This is a genomic window from Velazquezella soli (genome assembly GCF_977018685.1).
Genome location: NZ_CDRNXF010000004.1, coordinates 1,178,389 through 1,196,433 on the forward strand (window position 1 = coordinate 1,178,389; position 18,045 = coordinate 1,196,433).

Here is an 18,045-nt window from a genome sequence, read left to right on the forward strand (position 1 = left end):
GATTCGGACCCTCGTTGAAGATCTGGGAAACCAGTTATGCACCGTTACGAAACGCTTGCAACGGGCAATGATATTGGTCTTGAAATATGTCATGGGCATGTAAAATCGCAAAAAAGCAAAACCCCGCCGGTTGGACGGGGTTCTGCAAATAATCAAACGTTCCGAGAGACTTAGACTGCTGCCTAGTTGGTGAGGCGAACCGCGGATTTTGCCGCCTTGTTGGCGATATCGCCGAACGCGTTGACGAGATCGGTCATGTCTTCAGGCTCGTAATAGTAGTCGCTGGCGCTTGCGCAGGTGCTCAGCAGCGACTTGCCCTTGTCCGGTGCCATGAAGGCAACGGTGAAGATCTTGATGCCATCGGCCTTGGCGGTTTCGCACTGGCTGCGCACTGTTCTGTCCAGCGCCGGATTCCAGTTGGCGCTTTTGCCGGTCATTTCGCCATCCGTCATCAGCACGATGTAGCGGTTGAAGGTGGCGTTGCCCTTGGCCGTATGCGCCGTTGCCTCGGTCGTGTTGCTCGATTTCAGCGCATTCAGTGCGAGGGTCATCGCGCCGCTGGCATCGGTGCCGCCGGTCGGAACGCTTGGAAGCGCCGCCACGTACTTGGCAGCCTCGGTCGTGCCCCATGTCATCGGTGTCGGAGACTGCGTCTCATCGGTGTAGGAAACCGCACCGACACGGATCAGCGTATTTTTCGGGTCGGACGTCTTCAGCGACGTGAACAGCCCCGTCGCCGCCGTCTGCAGGGCCTCGATCTTGCGGATGTAGCAGGGCCAGTAGAAGGCGACCGACGGCCAGTCAGCGTTGGTGTAGTTGTCACAGTAGGACCGCAGTGTATTCCTGTCGCTGGTGACAAAGGACATCGAGCCGGACCGGTCAAGCGCCAGGTACATCGAGATGCCGTTGGTCGTTTCCGAACTGCTGGATGCCGTGGCCGCAATATTCAGCGTGATGGACTGGCCGCCGATCATGCTGGTGATCGGGTTCAGCTTCATCGTGTACTTGGTGTTGAGCGCCACCGTATAGCCCTTGCTGGAAGCGCTGTTGTTGGTGGTCTTGGCGCTGACGGCGGTGGCCTTGCGGATCGCCTCCTGCTGCGCTGCCTTTTCTTCAGGTGTGGCGTTCGCGTCTATGCCATTGGCAAGGATCTGGCCGGCGAGGTAGTCGGTCGCCAGTTCCTGGGCGTCCTTCTCGTTCATGCCTTTCTGGGCCATCGATGAGGCAGCTGCCAGTGCCGCGGAATCCGCCAGACCCTGCATCTTGCTCTTGATCTGCATGGCATTGGTGAAATCAAGCGCGACGCCCGCCGAACCCAGGAGGATGGGCAGGAGCACCGCTGTCATAAGGCCGAAATTTCCGTCGCGGTTCTTGGCAAACCGCGTCCAAATTGATGCTGTCATCGCACTTACCCCCGTGCCGTAACCGCGCAACTCATTTGCACTAACACGTGGTCTTGATAGCGCGGAGCGGGTGGAGGAACCGCTAAATCAACCTCTAAAAATTGAACCAACACGACGATTCAGCGCCAAAACGGGTCTATCTGACCGGTATCACATCAACCGCCTGGATGATCTTTCGATTTCCGTAACCTTTGAGCACGCCGATGACAGGTGCGATATCGGAATAGTCACGGCCGTAGGCAACCACGATATGGTCGGTGCCGGCCATGATGTCGTTGGTGGGGTCCAGTTCGACATAGCCGACCGCCTCGCCGCACCAGACCTTGACCCAGGCATGCATCGCGTCCGCGCCTTCCAAACGCTCCTTGCCCGGGGGCGGCAGAGTGCGCAGGAACCCGGAAACATAGCCTGCGGGGATGCCGAGGCTGCGCAGCGCCGTGATCATGATATGGGCAAAGTCCTGGCAGACGCCGCGCTTCAGCTTGAAGGCCTCGCGCGGGGTTGTGTCGACCTTGGTCGCCTTGGAGTCATACTTGAAGTCGTCGTAGATGCGGGTGCAGAGCTCCTTTGCAATCTCCAGCACCGTCTGGCCCGGCTTGACGACGTCGCGGGCATAGGCGGCAATCTGCGGATCTTCGGGCAGGCGAGGGCTTGCGCCGGTCAGGTTGTGCGGCGAGCTGCCGTCGACGCTAAGATACGCTGCAAGCTCCCGCCTCAAGCCATCGAGCCGTGGCGACAGATCCGCGGAGATCGTCGGGGTCTCGACCATGACGCGCGCCTGCATACGGATGTCGAACCGTTCATGCGGCGCGCGCAGCAGGATTGAGGTCGCCTGCTGGCCGAAGAAATCAATGAAGGTGGCTTTCTCCTCTGCGTTCGGCGTGACGGTGATCGTGCCTGCAATCAGCCGCTGGCGGCCGGGCAGCGACAGGGGCAGGACCCGGATCACATGCCGTGCGACCGAGGCCGGCTGGTCATAGACATAGCCCATGTGCATGGAGAGGTCGTAAAGCATGGCGTGTCCTCTCCCGCTCAGTTGAAATAGGTTCGGGCGAGAATGTCGGAAAGCCGTTCAAGCTCCTGCTCAAGCTTACGGTAAACTTCCACGTCCATGCCCTCGGGGGTCATGACTGCAAGGCCCGAATGCAGTCGCACTGCTTCCCGATAGAAGGGCGACATCTGGCCGTTCACAACGGCATTCGGCAGCTGCTCGACCTCGGTGCGGATCTCGTTCAACTGGAAGAGAATGGAACGCGGGTTGAGCGGATCGAGGGCCAGGAGGTCGGCGACGGTCAGCCGCGCGGTGTTGACGTTGTAGCGGCGCCGGTGGGTCATGACGCTGTCGCCGATTTCGAGCAGCATGTCGAGCGAACCGTCCGGCGCGTCGGGGCCGGACATGTGGGCGAGCAGCCGCGTCATATGCAGACCGCGCTCGAGATAGCGGCCGATCGACAGAAAACGCCAGCCCGTGAAGCGATACATGTTTTCGTGCACGAGACCGGCAAACCCCGCCAGCTTGCGCAGAAGGATGGTGCTGGCATGGGCGGCATCGTCGCCGGGTTGTGCCGATTCATGGAAGCGCTTGGCGGTCTTGGCAAGGTCCGTCAGTGCCAGCCAGCCATCCGGTGAAAAGCGGTCGCGGATGTTGCTGGCCGAATAGATGGCGCTGTTGAGGTGGGACAGGAGCGGTGCCGGCACGGCCTTTGCCATGTCCATATCGATGGATTTCAGGTAGTCGGCCACATCGACCAGAAGCGGCGCGTCCGGATCGGCGGATTCCGCGTATCGCAGGTGCCAGGAGCGCAGGATGCGCAACGCACCTTCGGAGCGCTCGATATAGCGGCCGAGCCAGAACAGATTGTCGGCGGCGCGCGAGGGCAGCGAACCCGGCATGTTGCGGGTAAAGCTTTCTTCCGGTGGCAGCAGCGTCGGCTTGTCGACGGGCTTGTCGGAAACGATCCAGACATCGGCCGCGGTCCCGCCGGCCTGCATGGCGATTGCGGCCACGTCGTCGCCCGAACCGATACGGGCAAAACCGCCGGGCATAAGCTGCCAGCCATCTTCGGTGCGGGCCGCAAAGACGCGCAGCGACATCGGACGCGGGACCAGCTTGCCGTCGACATAGGCAGGCGTCGTCGACAGCGTCACGACTTCCTGGCCGACGAGCTTGGCGCCTTCGCTCGACAGCCACTCGCCGATCGATTCTCTTGCGGTCTCTCTCAGAGCAGAGCCGAGAACCGACTGGCCGTTGTCGTCGAAGAAGGGCAGGCCGGAATAGGCCGGACCGATCACCATCCGACCGATATTCTTGGCCACATGGTCCCGCTCGGCCTTCTGGCCGCACCACCAGGTCGCGATCGACGGCATGATCGGCGCTTCGCCGAGAAGGCGGCGGCAGATGGCGGGCATGAAGGCGAGCAGCGCCCGGGTTTCGAGAATGCCGGAGCCGAGCGCATTGACGAGTGTCAGCGACCCGGATCGCAGCGCCTGCACCATGCCGGGCGTGCCGATATGGGAGCTTTGGTTCAATTCCATCGGATCGGCATAGGACGCGTCGAGGCGGCGCCAGAGAACGCCGATGGGTTTCAGACCCGCAGCGGTGCGGACCATGACGCGGTTGTTGAGAACGGTCAGGTCCTCGCCTTCCAGAAGCATGAAACCGAGATAGCGGGCGATATAGGCGTGTTCGAAATAGGTTTCGTTGGCGGGGCCGGGGGAAAGAACCGCGATCCGGTCGTCGGGATATTGCTTGTGGCTCTGCAGCGCATCGCGGAAGGCGCCGAAGAACGAGGCTAAGCGGTGAACATGGCTCTCGGCATAGATATCCGACAGCGCGCGTGTGGTCGCAACGCGGTTTTCGAGCGCAAAGCCTGCGCCTGATGGGGCCTGTGTGCGGTCCGCCAGGACCCACCAGTCGCCATCCGGACCGCGGCCGATTTCGAACGAACAGAAGTGCAGGTAATGGCCGCTGACCGGCTTTATGCCTACCAGCGGACGCAGAAACTCAGGGTTGCCGGCAACGAGCTGCGGCGGCAGAAAGCCTTCCTCGACCAGCTTGTTGTCGCCGTAGATATCGGCAAGCATCGCTTCCAGAAGGTCGGCGCGTTGCTTGAGGCCGCGGGAAATCTCTTCCCATTCCTTTTCTGCGATCAGGACCGGAATATGGCTGATCGGCCAGGCACGCTCGCCGCTGCCGCTTCCGGCCGTGCTGCCGGGTGCCGCATAGGTGCGATAGAACACGCCGGCATCGCGCAGGTAGCGGTCGGCGCGGGCAAAGCGTTCATGCAGCTCGGCTTCCGAGAGACGGCTCAGATGCGCGATCAGGTTCTCCCAGACCGGCTTGATACGACCTTCGGCGTCCAGCATCTCGTCGGTGACGCCGGCCAAGGCCGCGTAGCCGAGGATCGGGTCAATGCCGATCTCGCCAACGCCTGTCTCGCCAATGGCGGCTTCCGCCTTGGCGTGCTCTGTTGCCGGTCCGTTGGACATGGCTTGCTGTCAACTCCAGTTAAAACCCAGGCGGTCCGTTCAAATCCCGGGTGGCCGGCGCAGATCGAGTGTCAGCGGAAATTCGGGCGATGGCATTTCCTGCATCAAAGCATAACTGCCCGCCGTGTGTCCCCACGGTTCGAACCGTGCGAGCCTTCGCGCTTCCGCTTCGTTGCCATTGACCGGAAAGGTCTCATAGTTGCGACCGCCCGGATGGGCAACATGGTATATGCACCCACCGATCGAGCGGCTGGACCATGTATCATAGATATCGAATGTCAGCGGCGTATTGACCGGCAATACCGGATGCAGGCCCGATGACGGCTGCCAGGCCTTGAAGCGCACGCCGGCAACCGAGACCCCGGATATGCCCGTCGGCGTCAACGGCACGGCGCGGCCGTTGCAGGCGACGGTATAGCGCTGCGGATTGCTGGTTTCGAGCCGCACCTGCAGGCGCTCCACGGAACTGTCGACATAGCGCACCGTGCCGCCGATCGCGCCCTGTTCGCCCATCACATGCCAGGGCTCCAGCGCCTGGCGCAGTTCCAGCTTGGCGCCCTCGTACTCGACTTCGCCGAAGAACGGGAAGCGGAACTCGAGCTGTGCCTCGAACCATTCGGGCCTAAGGTCGAAGCCGTTTTCGCGAAGGTCCGCCAGCACGTCCATGAAATCGGCCCAGATGTAATGGGACAGCATGAACCGGTCCGCCAGCGCCGTGCCCCAGCGGGTAAACCTGCCCTGAACCGGGTTTTTCCAGAAGCGGGCGATCAGTGCCCGCACAAGCAGCTGCTGCGCCAGCGACATGCGCGCATTCGGCGGCATTTCGAAGCCGCGGAATTCCACGAGGCCGAGGCGACCGGTCGGACCGTCGGGGGAAAATAGCTTGTCGATGCAGATTTCCGAACGGTGGGTGTTGCCGGTGACGTCGGTCAAAAGGTTGCGGAACAGTCGGTCCACGAGCCATGGCAGCGGTGCGGCACCCTGGCCCGGCATCGGCACCTGTGCCATCGCGATTTCAAGCTCGTACATCGAATCGTGGCGGGCTTCGTCGAGGCGCGGTGCCTGGCTGGTCGGGCCGATGAACAGGCCGGAGAACAGGTAGGACAGCGACGGATGGCGCTGCCAGTGCAGCACGAGGCTTTTGAGCAGGTCCGGGCGACGCAGGAACGGGCTGTCGTTCGGGTTGGCGCCGCCGACCACGACGTGGTTGCCGCCGCCGGTGCCGGTGTGGCGGCCGTCGATCATGAACTTGTCGGCGCCGAGACGGCTCTGGCGGGCCTCTTCATAGATCGCCGTTGTGGTCTCGACCGTCTCCTTCCAGCTTGCGGCCGGATGGATGTTGACCTCGATGACGCCAGGATCGGGCGCGACGCGGATGACGTTGATGCGCTCGTCATGCGGCGGCGCGTAGCCTTCGATATGGACCGCGAGACCGAGCTTCGTCGCAGCGTTTTCGGCGGCTGCGATCAGTTCGAGATAGTCCTCGATCTTTTCGACCGGCGGCATGAAGACGCAGAGACGGCCATCGCGCGGCTCGACGGAAATCGCCGTGCGCACCGCGCCGCCGATTTCACCGAGCGTCTGCTCGACGCGGCCGGGATTGACCGGGTCGCCTGCCGTGAACGACTGCTCCGGCATCGCGCGACCCTCCGTCGCCTCGTGACCGGGCGGGACGATCACGTCGGGCAGGGCAGTTCGGGGGATCGAGGGATCGGCTTCGTGGATATAGGGAAATTGCGATGGCGGGATATAGGGAAGCGTGCCGAGCGGCAGGCGGTAGCCGACCGGGCTGTCGCCGGGCACAAGAAAGATCTTGCCGCGACGGGTGCTCCATTTTTCGCTGATCCAGCGCTTTGCGCCCATGCTGCCGCCTCTCGCATGCGACTGCCAGGCCTGCACAGGCAGGATATAACCGGACGGGTTGGTCAGGCCGCGTTCGAAGACGCGGGCGATGCGGTTGCGCTCTTCCGGGTCCTTGAGTTTCGAATTGGATGGATCGACATTATCAGGCAGCGAGCCCTCCTTGATGATCCACTCGGCCGGATCCTCATAAGCGGGCACAACCATCTCTGCGCCGATATCGAGTTCCGCTGCGAGTGCCGTCAGGAATTGCTGCGAGTCCTGTTCGCCGCTGCCATAGTCGCGGCCTTCCTCGGCCACCAAATCCGGATTGCTCCAGATCGGCTTGCCGTCCTTGCGCCAGTAGAGCGAGAACGTCCAGCGCGGCAGGCTTTCGCCCGGATACCATTTACCCTGGCCGTAATGCAGGAAGCCGCCAGGCGCGAATTTTTCGCGCAGCTTGCGGATGAGGACGTCGGCCTTTTCGCGCTTGGTAGGGCCGACGGCGCCGGTGTTCCATTCGTCGGATTCGAAGTCGTCGATCGACACGAAGGTCGGTTCGCCGCCCATGGTGAGGCGCACGTCCTGGGCTTCCAGCACGCGGTCCACCTGTTCACCGAGATCGTTCAGCCCGTCCCAGCTGTCATCCGAGAAGGGCTTGGTGATGCGCGGATGTTCGGCAACGCGCGTGACGTTCATGGCGAAGTCGAACGACGTGTTCGCCTCGCCGAAGTAACCGCCTGAAATCGGCGCGGCGTTGCGGTAATGGGGCGTGGCGGCCAGCGGAATGTGGCTTTCGCCGGTCAGCAGGCCCGATGTCGGATCAAGGCCGATCCAGCCGGCGCCTGGCAGATAGACTTCGCACCAGGCATGCAGATCGGTGAAATCGACTTCGGTGCCGGAGGGGCCGTCGAGCGCCTTCAGGTCCGGCGTCAGCTGGATGAGGTAGCCGGAGACGAAACGGGCGGCAAAGCCCAGATGGCGCAGGATCTGCACCAGCAGCCAGCTCGAGTCGCGGCAGGAGCCCATGGCCGAGGTCAGCGTCTGCTCGGGCGTCTGGACGCCGGGTTCCATGCGGATGACATAGCCGATCGCCTGCTGCAGGCGGGCATTGATGCCGACGACCATGTCCACGGTCGGCTGGCCGGGCGACATGTCCAGCGTCTTCAGGTATTCAATGAGCGCCGGTTCCGGCGGCTCGGGCGTGCGGTAGATCGACAGGTCTTCGATGAGATCAGCCGGATAGGTGAACGGCCAGGCCTGCGCCTCTTCCTCGACGAAGAAGTCGAAGGGATTGTAGACCGTCATGTCGGCGACGAGGTCGACCTCGATCTTGAATTCGGTCACCGGTTCGGGAAACACGAAGCGGGCGAGGTAGTTGCCGTAGGGGTCCTGCTGCAGGTTGACGAAGTGATTCTCCGGCGTGACCTTCAGCGAATGCGACAGCACTTTTGTGCGGGAATGGGCGGCGGGCTTCAGCCGGATGATCTGCGGCCCCATGCGGACCGGCCTGTCATAGCTGTAATGGGTGAGGTGGTAGATGCTCGCCTTGATCGACATTATGCCCCTTGCCGGCCTTGTTGAACGGGCCGTTACGTCATCGTTGCCGCGAGTTTGTGCAATGCATGAAAAGAATGCAAGGCGGGGCAGGCTGTTTTCCCGCTCGTGTCGAAAGGTGAGCTTCGTTCGGTTTTCGATGGTCGTGCCGGGGTAGGCTCATCCGCCCGCGACTGCCCATCATCCGGCTGCCGCCACCTTCTCCCCGAAGGCGGAGTGAAAGACGCGAGCCGCTTGCTCTACGCCTCAATCAAGGCACGTCCCCTCTCCCCGCGAGGGGGGAGAGGTTTAGGGTGAGGGGCGCCACAGATATTTCCGCTAAGCGGCGACGGCTTCCGTCGGGACCTTGGCGCCGGTCATGAAAGCCACCGCGTCCGACATCGTGTAGTCCTTCGGGTTGATGACGGTCAGGCGTTTTCCGAGCCGGTGGATGTGGATACGGTCGGCGACTTCAAAGACATGCGGCATGTTGTGGCTGATCAGCACGATCGGAATGCCGCGCGAGCGCACGTCGAGGATCAGTTCCAGCACCTTGCGGCTTTCCTTGACGCCAAGCGCCGCCGTCGGTTCGTCGAGAATGATGACCTTGGAACCGAAGGCCGCAGCGCGCGCCACCGCCACACCCTGGCGCTGACCGCCCGAGAGTGTCTCGACCGCCTGGTTGATGTTCTGGATGGTCATCAGGCCGAGCTCGGAGAGCTTGCCGCGGGCAAATTTCTCCATGGCGCCATGGTCGAGCTTGCGCAGGTATTTCCCCATGAAGCCCTTGCTGCGGATCTCGCGGCCGAGGAACATGTTGTCTGCGATCGACAGTGCCGGCGAGAGCGCGAGGTTCTGGTAGACGGTCTCGATGCCCGCATCGCGGGCTTCGATTGGCGAGCGGAACTGCACCGGCTTGCCTTCCAGCGTGATCTCGCCCTCGTCTGGACGGATCGCGCCTGAGATCGCCTTGATCAGCGAAGACTTGCCGGCGCCGTTGTCGCCGATGACGGCGAGGATTTCACCCGGATAGAGGTCGAAATCGGCGTTGTCGAGGGCGGTCACCCGGCCGTAGCGCTTGACCAGGCCGCGGGCGGCGAGGATGGGTTGAGTGTTCGGATCGCGTGCCATCAGCCGGCTGCCTTTCTGATCCATTGATCGATTGCGACGGCGGCGATGATCAGCACGCCGATCAGGAGGTACGTCCACTGGACGTCGGTGCCGAGCATTCGAAGGCCGAACGAGAACACGCCGACGATGAGGGCGCCGAACACCATGCCGAGGATCGAGCCGCGGCCGCCGAACAGCGATATGCCGCCGATCACCACGGCGGTGATCGATTCGATGTTGGCGAACTGGCCGACCGTCGGGGAAACCGAGCCGTTGCGGCCGATCGAGACCCAGCCGGCAAGCGCGCAGATGGTGCCGGCCAGAACGTAGACCGAAATCAGCATGCGCTTGACGTTGACGCCGGAAAGCTCTGCCGCTTCGGGATCGTCACCGACTGCGTAAAGATGTCTGCCCCAGGCGGTCTGGTTGAGCACGTACCAGAGGACGGCGACCAGCAGCACCATCGCGACAACGCCGAAGGTGAAGACGGCGCCGCCGACCTTGAACGTCGTGCCGAGGAACTGCAGAAGCGGGGCCGTCGCCTCGATTTCCTGCGAGCGGATCGTCTCGTTGGAGGAATAGAGGAAGTTGGTGGCAAGTACGATCTGCCACATGCCGAGCGTGACGATGAAGGGCGGCAGTTTCACGCGGGCAATCAGGAAGCCGTTGATGAAGCCGCAAATCGCGCCGACCGCGAAGCCGCAGGGAATGGCGATCTCGACAGGAACCCCGTAGCGGAAAACCATCTGGCCCATGACGACAGAGGAGAGGACCATGATGGCGCCGACCGAAAGATCGATGCCGGCGGTCATGATGACAAGTGTCTGCGCCGCGCCGATAATGCCGGTGATCGCCACCTGCTGCAGGATCAACGTCAGGGAGAATGCGTTGAAGAATTTGCCGCCGAGAAGGATGCCGAACACCAGCAGGGCTGCGACGAGGACGATCAGCGAAACCGCTGACGGGCTGGTATGCAGGAAATGCTGGAACTTCTGGACAGGCGTTTTCTTGTCGCCATCGAAGGACGCGACGTCGGTCGAACTGTCCTTCAGAACCTTTTCGTAGTCATGATGCGGCGATGCCGCCGTTGGCTCGGTCATGGATGTTCCTCCGAGAAATTCCGTTGTCGCTCGACAGTGAGAGACCCTCTCCGGCCTGCCGGCCATCTCTCCCACCCCGGTGGGAGAAGACTTGCGGCGGACGCAGGGATTGTCTGAGCGGTTGCCGCCGGATCAAGCCCTCCCCGTTGCGGGGAGGGTAGTGGTTTGATCTTTCAAATGCAGGTGGGGATCAGCCCCAGCACTTGTTCAGACCTTCCTTGGTGTCGATCGACTTGATCGCGGGAACCGGCTTGTCGGTCACGAGCGTCACGCCTGTGTCGAAGAAATCCTTGCCGGCAGTCGGCTTCGGCTTTTCACCGGTATCGGCGAACTTCTTGATCGCCTCGATGCCGAGCGACGCCATCTGCAGCGGATACTGCTGCGAGGTTGCACCGATGACACCGCCGGCAACGTTCTTGACGCCTGGGCAGCCGCCGTCGACGGAGACCAGAAGCACGTCCTTCTCGCGACCGACGGCCTTCAGCGCTTCATAGGCGCCGGCTGCTGCCGGTTCGTTGATCGTGTGAACGACGTTGATGGTCGGATCCTTCTGGAGAAGGTTTTCCATCGCGGTGCGGCCGCCTTCTTCATTGCCGTTGGTCACGTCATGGCCGACGATGCGCGGATCGTCCTCGTCGCCGATCTTGTTCGGATCCTTCGGATCGATGCCGAAACCGATCATGAAGCCCTGGTCGCGCAGGATGTCGACGGAAGGCTGCGACGGGGTAAGGTCGAGGAAGGCCACCTTGGCTTCCTTGGCCTTGTCGCCGAGCGTTTCCTTGGCCCACTGGCCAATCAGCTTGCCGGCCAGAAGGTTGTCGGTCGCAAACGTCATATCGGCCGCATTGATCGGCTCCAGCGGCGTGTCGAGCGCGATGATCAGCATGCCGGCGTCGCGGGCCTTCTTGAGGTTCGGCACGATGCCCTTGGTGTCGGACGCGGTGATCAGAATACCTTTGGCGCCATCGGCGATGCAGGTTTCGATCGCGGCAACCTGGCTTTCGGAATCGCCATCGATCTTGCCGGCATAGGATTTCAGCGTGACGCCGAGTTCCTTGGCTTTCGCAGTCGCACCGTCCTTCATCTTCACGAAGAACGGATTGGTATCTGTCTTGGTGATGAGGCAGGCGGAGACGCCGGCTGCGTGCGCCGGAGCGGAAAACGCAACGCCGAGGACAAGCGCCGCAAAGGCGCCAGAAAGCACAGTCTTTTTCATGATATCTCCTCCCGAGAGACCTTTTCCCCAAGCCTGGGGCGATTGATGCAAATGTTCAGAAACACCGGGTGCCATCGAATTCGACGAGCGCCGTCTCCAAGCCTCCCATGTCCTCTGCAGCCCGGATTAAGACCAGTTTTCCATGAGCTGTCAATAATTAATTCCGATTGAATTATTTATCCACGGTGGCATATTCGGCGTGCGTGGAGCGACGATCCACGGCGAGTTTCGGGAGGAGTTCCAATGTCGATCGCGGGAAGTACCGCGACAGGGTCGATGCCGCTCGGCAGTTTTTCGGGCGGATCGAACCAGGTTCGCGTGCGTGCCTATAACGAGAGGCTGGTCCTTTCGCTTGTTCGCATGCACGGCGAAATGTCGAAGGCGGACATTACCCGCGCCAGCGGACTGTCGGCGCAGACTGTGTCGGTTATCATGCGATCGCTCGAAAAGGACGGGCTTCTGCTGCGCGGCGAACCGATCCGCGGCCGGGTGGGGCAGCCGTCGGTACCGATGCGGCTCAATCCCGATGCCGTGTTTTCCTTCGGGGTGAAAATCGGCCGGCGCAGCGCCGATCTGGTGCTGATGGATTTCGTCGGGCAGATCCGGATGCATCATCACGAAACCTATGCCTACCCAGTGCCGCAGAAGATCATCGAAATCATCGGCAAGGGGATCGGCAGGCTCGAGGGCCAGCTCAGCATGGTCGAGCGTGAGCGGATAGCCGGCATCGGGATCTCGGCGCCGTTCGAACTGTGGAACTGGGCAGATGAGGTCGGCGCGCCTGCGGGCGCGATGGACCTCTGGCGCGATTTCGACCTGCAGCAGGAGGTCTCCGCCTCGACCAAGCATGCCGTCTACCTGCAGAACGACGCGACCAGCGCCTGCGGTGCGGAGCTGGTGTTCGGGATCGGTCCATCCTATCCGGACTTCGTCTATTTCTTCATCGGGTCATTTATCGGCGGCGGCATCGTTCTGAACTCCGCCGTGTTTTCCGGCCGAACCGGGACTGCCGGCGCCGTCGCGCCACTTCCGGTGCGCGGCAGGGACGGTTCAACCCGGCAGTTGCTCGACGTCGCTTCGATTTTCGTTCTCGAGAACATGCTGAAGGAAAAGGGGATCGATCCGGAGCCGCTCTGGTATTCGGCCGACGAATGGATCGATTTCGGGGCGCCGCTCGATCTGTGGATCGGCGAGACGGCGGCAGCGCTTGCCCAGGCGATCATTGCCAGCGCCTCGATCATCGATTTCGGGGCTGCCGTGATCGATGGCGGATTTCCGTCATGGGTGCGCAAGCGGATCGTCACCGAGACGATCGAGGCCGTCAAGCGGCTCGATCTGCAAGGTGTCATCATCCCCGATATCATCGAGGGCAAGGTCGGCAGCCACGCCCGCGCCATCGGCGGCGCCAGCCTGCCGATCTTTGCGAAATACCTCACCGATCCGAGTGTGCTGTTCAAGGCGATGTGACGAGCGGACGTCCGCATTCGATCGTGGGACGCTCGACGCTGTTCCCGGTCAGCCGTGAACGGCACGCCTTTCTCGCACCTTCGCAATTCCCTTGTGGTAGTTAGGACTCGACACAGACAGGCAGGAGCCGGCGGCAGATGGTGAATTCGCAAGATAAGGCGGAGCCCTATGAACTTCCTCTGTCTGGCCAGCTCAAAATGATGACAGGGGCGTTCTGGGCGTCCCCGGTGCGCAATCCCGTTCTCGCGCTCACGGCCGCGCTGCTCTGCGTCATCTTTGCGACCACCTACGCCACCTATCGGCTGAACGAGTGGAACGGACCGTTTTACGATGCCTTGGCGCGGCGCGACATGCCCGAATTCCTCCACCAGCTTGTGGTGTTCGGAGTCCTCGCCTCGCTCCTGACACTGCTCAACGTCATCCAGCAATGGCTGAACCAGATCGCTGCGATGCGGATGCGAGAAGGGCTGGCCCGCGATCTCGCCGATGTCTGGCTGACGCCGGGGCGGGCCCTGAAGCTTGCCGGCGCTGGCGCGATCTCCGACAATCCGGACCAGAGACTGCATGAGGATACCCGCATCCTTGCCGAAAACACGACGGCGCTGTCGATCGGGCTGGTCAACTCCACCATTCTTCTTGCGAGCTTCATCGGGGTGCTGTGGACGATCTCTTCCGACTTCGGCCTGCAGATCGGCGGGCGGACGATCGTCATTCCCGGCTATATGCTGTGGGCGACGATCCTTTATGCGGTGACCGGCTCGGTCCTCAGCAACGTCGTCGGGAGCCGGCTGGCGCGGCTGAATGCCGAGCGCTATGCCCGCGAGGCGGATCTGCGCGCGACGCTCGTGCGGGCAAACGAGAACATGAAGCCGATCACGCTTGCGCGCGGCGAAGCAAGCGAGGTGTTTCGGGTTCACACCGCGATCGATGGCGTGCTCGGCATGCTGCGCAAGCTTGCCTGGGCGCTCACCAACCTCACCTGGGTGTCTGCCGGTTTCGGCTGGCTGGCGCTTGTCGCGCCGATCATCATTGCCTCGCCGATGTATTTCTCCGGCAGCCTTTCGTTCGGCGGTCTGATGATGGCGGTCGGCGCCTTCAACCAGGTCAACCAGGCGCTGCGCTGGTATGTGGCGAATTTCAGCGTCATCGCCGACTGGCGGGCGACGCTCGGCCGTGTCTCCTCGTTCCGCAATGCCCTGGTTTCGATGGATACGCCGGCGATGGAAGGCTCCGTCCTCACCTACCGGAAAAGCGATGGGGAGGACGTGCTGTCCGTCACCGACCTTGCGGTCTTCGGCGAACCCGACAAGGGTGGGGACGGCCATGGCATCAGGGTCGCGGAAGGCGCCTTCACCATCCGACCCGGCGAGCGCGTGCTGATCAACGGCAATCCGGGGACAGACCGGCATCTTCTGTTCCAGGCACTGTCCGGTATCTGGCCCTGGGGCAAGGGCGAGATCCGACTGCCGGCCGCAGATCGGATGATCATGATGCCGCAGGAAGGTTATCTGCCGACCGCATCACTGCGCGAGGTCATGACCTATCCGGCGACTGGGCCTGCTGGCATGCGCGATGGCATTCCCGACATGACCGACGCGGCGCTGGCGCAAGCGTTGAAGAAAGTCGGTCTGCATCGGCTCGTCGATAAACTCGACGAGGTGGAGCGATGGGACCGGCTGCTCGACAAGGACGAGGAAGTGGCGCTGCAGATCGCCAATGCCGTGCTTCGAAAGCCGGACTGGCTGATCATGGACGACGTTCTGGAGGGTCTCGAACCGGAGACGCAGGCGCTGTTGCTCGACGTGCTGGCCGGGCTTACCGGCTCGACACTCCTCTATATCGGCCGCTCCGACGTGTTTTCGGACAGATTTTCACCAAAGGTATTTCATCTGGCGCCGCTCCTGGCTGTCGATACGAAGAACGAGGCTTGAGACAATGGGTAAGCATGCTTCTCAAACGACAGGGAGAACCGGGCAATGCCTCATCTGCGGTCGCACGTTTGCGGTATCGAAGCTTCACAAGGCGGGCACTCTAAGGCCGCATCTCTTCGAGATGATCGCGGAGGAGGTAAAGACCTGTAGCGCCGACAGTCTGATCTGCGACGAGGATCTGGCGCGCTTCAGGCGGCGCTACGTGGAGGCACTGCTGGAAGAGGAGCGGGGCGAGATCACCGAGCTTGACGCCCGCGTGCTCGACAGTTTCGAAAAGGGAACGCTGACGGTTCAGGCGGGCGCGCCCGCCGCAATCGACCAGGCGGAAACGTTCGGGGAAAGGGTCGCCGACAGGGTCGCCGCCTTCGGAGGCTCCTGGACCTTCATCCTGTCCTTTTTAGCCGTGCTGGTTTTGTGGATGGCGCTTAACGTGGTCGGTTTGTCCGCCGATCCGTTCGACCCCTATCCGTTCATCCTGCTCAATCTCGTCCTGTCCTCGCTTGCCGCCCTGCAGGCACCCGTCATCATGATGAGTCAGAGGCGGCAGGAGGACAAGGACCGGCTGCGCAGCGAAAACGACTACATGGTCAACCTTCGAGCCGAACTCGAAATCCGCCAGCTGCATGAAAAGATCGATCACCAGATGGCCAAGCAGTGGGAACGGCTCGCAGAACTCCAGCAGATCCAGATCGAGTTGCTGGAGAAGCGGTGACGAGTTGCGCGAGGGGATACGCTTTACGTGGATGTCGAAGATTGATAATTTCGGTGAAACAAGGGTGGATCTTGTGCCTTCCAGTTATGAACTCGGCCCCCATTACGAAAGCTTCGTGCGCAAACTGGTGGAAAGCGGACGCTATGCGAGCGAAAGCGAGGTCATGCGCGATAGCCTTCGCCTGCTCGAAGAGATGGAGGAGCACGGCAAGGCTGGGCTCGATGCACTGAAGGCGGATATCCGCACCGGGATCGAGAGTGGGCCGGGCATTCCGGCGGATGACGTCTTCCATCGGCTTGAAGCCAGATATGGCGGACGCCGCTCCTGATGCGCGACCGGGCTTCGTTGCATCCACTTCAAACGGTACGTGATGTTCTACACCGTGTCCCAGGATGGTGTGAGAATTGAGCGCATCCTGCACGGCGCGCGCGATATCCCCGCAGCATTCAAGGAACAAGACTAAACCGATCTCACGGCGGCGTCTGTTGGATTCTTCCGGCGTTCGGGCGTCGCAGGTTGAAGAGGTTGCCGGCGAGGATGAGGATTGCGCCGGCGGCGGTCAGGCCGTCGATGGCTTCGGCGTAGAGAAGGTAGCCGATGAGGGCCGAGGCCGGCACGCGGAGATAATCCATCGGCATCGCCACCGTCGCATCGGCATAAGACAGCGCCTTTGCCATGCAGTAATGCGCGAATGTCCCGGTGAACGCGATCAGGAAGATCCACGGCCAGATCCCCGCGGACGGCCAGGTCCATACCCTGATTGCCGGGATCAGCCCGATGATCGACTGGATGATCAGCATCCAGAAGATGATCTTGGTGGCGCTGTCGGTGCGCGTCAGGAGCTTGGTGGTGATGAAGGAGATGGCGAAGAAGAAGGCAGCACCCAGCACGATCAGGTGGCCGGGGTTGAGCGGGGCGGCGCCTGGCCGCAGGATCAAAAGCACGCCGGCGAGCCCGAAGCCGATCGCCGCACCCTTGCGCCATGTCAGCTTCTCCCCGAGGAAAGCCGCTGCCATCAGCGCCGCCCAGATCGGGGCGGTGAACTCGATGGCGATCACCTGCGCGAGCGGGATCAGCGTCAGGCCCATCAGCCAGGCGAACTGGCCGATATAGTGGGCGACGTTGCGGCCGATATGGGCCGGCAGGATGGTGGTCCGCATGGCTTTGAAGCCACCCTCGCGAAACACCAGCGGCAAAAGCATGAAGAAGGCGATGATCGAGCGCATTTCCATCACCTGGAAGACGTCGATCTCGCGGGTGATGATCCGGCCGGAGATCGCCATCAGCAGCAGCAGGCTGATCGACGTCAGCATCCAGGCTGCAGCCTTCTTCGTCGACGGGGCCGGCTGGGCTGACGACGTCGCCCGCGAGGCCCTTGCCGATTGATTGCTGTCCACTTCAGTCTCCTTCGACGCAGAACGGTCGCTCTAAAGCTTTTTCGGTTTGAAAGGAAAGCCTTTCCGCCCACCGGTTGTGTCTGCTGCTTATCCCGACGTCAGAATTCCCATCGAGCGGAGCAGGTTTTCGTGCTGGTCGCGGCTGACAGTCATGCCCTTGAACGACGCCATGGCTACAAGATCCATCTCATCGAAGGTCGCCTGCGACAGGTTGGCGAAATCCAGCGTCGCGCCGGTGAAATCGATATTGTTGAGGCTCGATCCCATCAGGCTGACGCGGCTGAGATTGCTGTCGACAAACGAGCAGTCTCTGAGATCGCAGCTCTCGAACCGGCTCTCTTCGTAGCTTGAGGCCGCAAACACCGCGTATTGCAGCTTGCAACGCTGTAAGACGACGCCGCCAAACATCATGCGCTTGCTGATCTTGCGATGAACCTCGGCATCGAACTGCAGACCGACAGCCGACGAGTCGGTAATCTCGAGCAGGAAGGCCTCGCATTTGACGATGCGGTTGTTGGAAAGGTTGCAGGCCTTAAACTTCGCCTCGTTGAGGTCGCAGTAATTCCACGCAGATCCTGCCTGCGTTTCGCGATCGACGAAGATGCAGTTGAAAAACTCGGCTTCCTTGAAGGAGCAGTTGGAAAAGCTGCAGCCGATGAATTCGCATTCCCTGATCTTCGCGCCGTCGAAGACGCAGTCGTTGAACCGGCAATCTGCGAATTTCGACTCGGACGTGATGAAATCGGTCAGGTCTTCGGATGCAAATCGGAGGCCGATGACGGGTTCCTTCATCGAGAATGCGGCTTCGAGCGACGATTTCTCCACCACGCAATCTCCAATGTCGG

At 61.8% G+C, this 18,045-nt stretch carries 14 protein-coding genes; 5 read left to right on the plus strand and 9 right to left on the minus strand.

Annotated elements, in window-relative coordinates:
* Positions 1 to 182: 182 nt before the first annotated feature.
* From AC0JZ8_RS09190 to AC0JZ8_RS09220, 7 genes are all read right to left on the minus strand, one after another.
* On the minus strand, positions 183 to 1,403 hold the full coding sequence (locus AC0JZ8_RS09190) for a vWA domain-containing protein (RefSeq protein WP_062461028.1): 1,221 nt from the start codon (positions 1,401 to 1,403) through the stop codon (positions 183 to 185).
* 136 nt (positions 1,404 to 1,539) lie between these two features.
* The gene (locus AC0JZ8_RS09195) at positions 1,540 to 2,418 is read right to left on the minus strand and encodes a transglutaminase family protein (protein WP_192077638.1); all 879 of its coding nucleotides are present in this window, start codon (positions 2,416 to 2,418) and stop codon (positions 1,540 to 1,542) included.
* 17 nt (positions 2,419 to 2,435) lie between these two features.
* Entirely contained in the window at positions 2,436 to 4,892 is a 2,457-nt protein-coding gene (locus tag AC0JZ8_RS09200; protein WP_471892348.1) for a circularly permuted type 2 ATP-grasp protein, read from the minus strand.
* A 39-nt stretch (positions 4,893 to 4,931) separates the two neighbouring features.
* Positions 4,932 to 8,291, minus strand: coding sequence for a transglutaminase family protein (locus AC0JZ8_RS09205; protein ID WP_471892349.1), 3,360 nt, complete (start codon positions 8,289 to 8,291; stop codon positions 4,932 to 4,934).
* A gap of 315 nt (positions 8,292 to 8,606) precedes the next feature.
* The gene (locus AC0JZ8_RS09210; protein ID WP_062461891.1) at positions 8,607 to 9,398 is read right to left on the minus strand and encodes an ATP-binding cassette domain-containing protein; all 792 of its coding nucleotides are present in this window, start codon (positions 9,396 to 9,398) and stop codon (positions 8,607 to 8,609) included.
* Positions 9,398 to 10,477: an ABC transporter permease gene (locus AC0JZ8_RS09215; protein ID WP_062461017.1), complete on the minus strand. Its 1,080-nt coding sequence runs from the start codon at positions 10,475 to 10,477 to the stop codon at positions 9,398 to 9,400. The genes AC0JZ8_RS09210 and AC0JZ8_RS09215 overlap by 1 nt, the downstream gene beginning before the upstream one ends.
* 190 nt (positions 10,478 to 10,667) lie before the next feature.
* On the minus strand, positions 10,668 to 11,693 hold the full coding sequence (locus AC0JZ8_RS09220) for a sugar ABC transporter substrate-binding protein (protein WP_062461015.1): 1,026 nt from the start codon (positions 11,691 to 11,693) through the stop codon (positions 10,668 to 10,670).
* A gap of 243 nt (positions 11,694 to 11,936) precedes the next feature.
* Here AC0JZ8_RS09220 and AC0JZ8_RS09225 point away from each other — a divergent pair, with 243 nt between their 5' ends.
* The 5 genes from AC0JZ8_RS09225 to AC0JZ8_RS09245 all read left to right on the plus strand — a co-directional run bounded on the left by AC0JZ8_RS09225 (position 11,937) and on the right by AC0JZ8_RS09245 (position 16,266).
* Complete coding sequence (locus AC0JZ8_RS09225; protein WP_062461012.1) at positions 11,937 to 13,160, plus strand: ROK family transcriptional regulator; 1,224 nt, start codon at positions 11,937 to 11,939, stop codon at positions 13,158 to 13,160.
* A gap of 137 nt (positions 13,161 to 13,297) precedes the next feature.
* The gene (locus tag AC0JZ8_RS09230; RefSeq protein WP_471892350.1) at positions 13,298 to 15,091 is read left to right on the plus strand and encodes an ABC transporter ATP-binding protein/permease; all 1,794 of its coding nucleotides are present in this window, start codon (positions 13,298 to 13,300) and stop codon (positions 15,089 to 15,091) included.
* 4 nt (positions 15,092 to 15,095) lie between these two features.
* Entirely contained in the window at positions 15,096 to 15,803 is a 708-nt protein-coding gene (locus AC0JZ8_RS09235) for a DUF1003 domain-containing protein (RefSeq protein ID WP_092659788.1), read from the plus strand.
* Between the two features lie 73 nt (positions 15,804 to 15,876).
* Complete coding sequence (locus AC0JZ8_RS09240; RefSeq protein ID WP_325263166.1) at positions 15,877 to 16,131, plus strand: type II toxin-antitoxin system ParD family antitoxin; 255 nt, start codon at positions 15,877 to 15,879, stop codon at positions 16,129 to 16,131.
* Positions 16,132 to 16,152: 21 nt separating this feature from the next.
* The gene (locus tag AC0JZ8_RS09245) at positions 16,153 to 16,266 is read left to right on the plus strand and encodes a type II toxin-antitoxin system RelE/ParE family toxin (RefSeq protein ID WP_280136960.1); all 114 of its coding nucleotides are present in this window, start codon (positions 16,153 to 16,155) and stop codon (positions 16,264 to 16,266) included.
* Positions 16,267 to 16,273: 7 nt separating this feature from the next.
* On the opposite strand, the gene AC0JZ8_RS09250 is transcribed toward AC0JZ8_RS09245, so the two are convergent.
* On the minus strand, positions 16,274 to 17,116 hold the full coding sequence (locus tag AC0JZ8_RS09250; protein ID WP_174196783.1) for a DMT family transporter: 843 nt from the start codon (positions 17,114 to 17,116) through the stop codon (positions 16,274 to 16,276).
* A 171-nt stretch (positions 17,117 to 17,287) separates the two neighbouring features.
* Complete coding sequence (locus tag AC0JZ8_RS09255; RefSeq protein WP_471892351.1) at positions 17,288 to 18,028, minus strand: pentapeptide repeat-containing protein; 741 nt, start codon at positions 18,026 to 18,028, stop codon at positions 17,288 to 17,290.
* Positions 18,029 to 18,045: the final 17 nt, after the last annotated feature.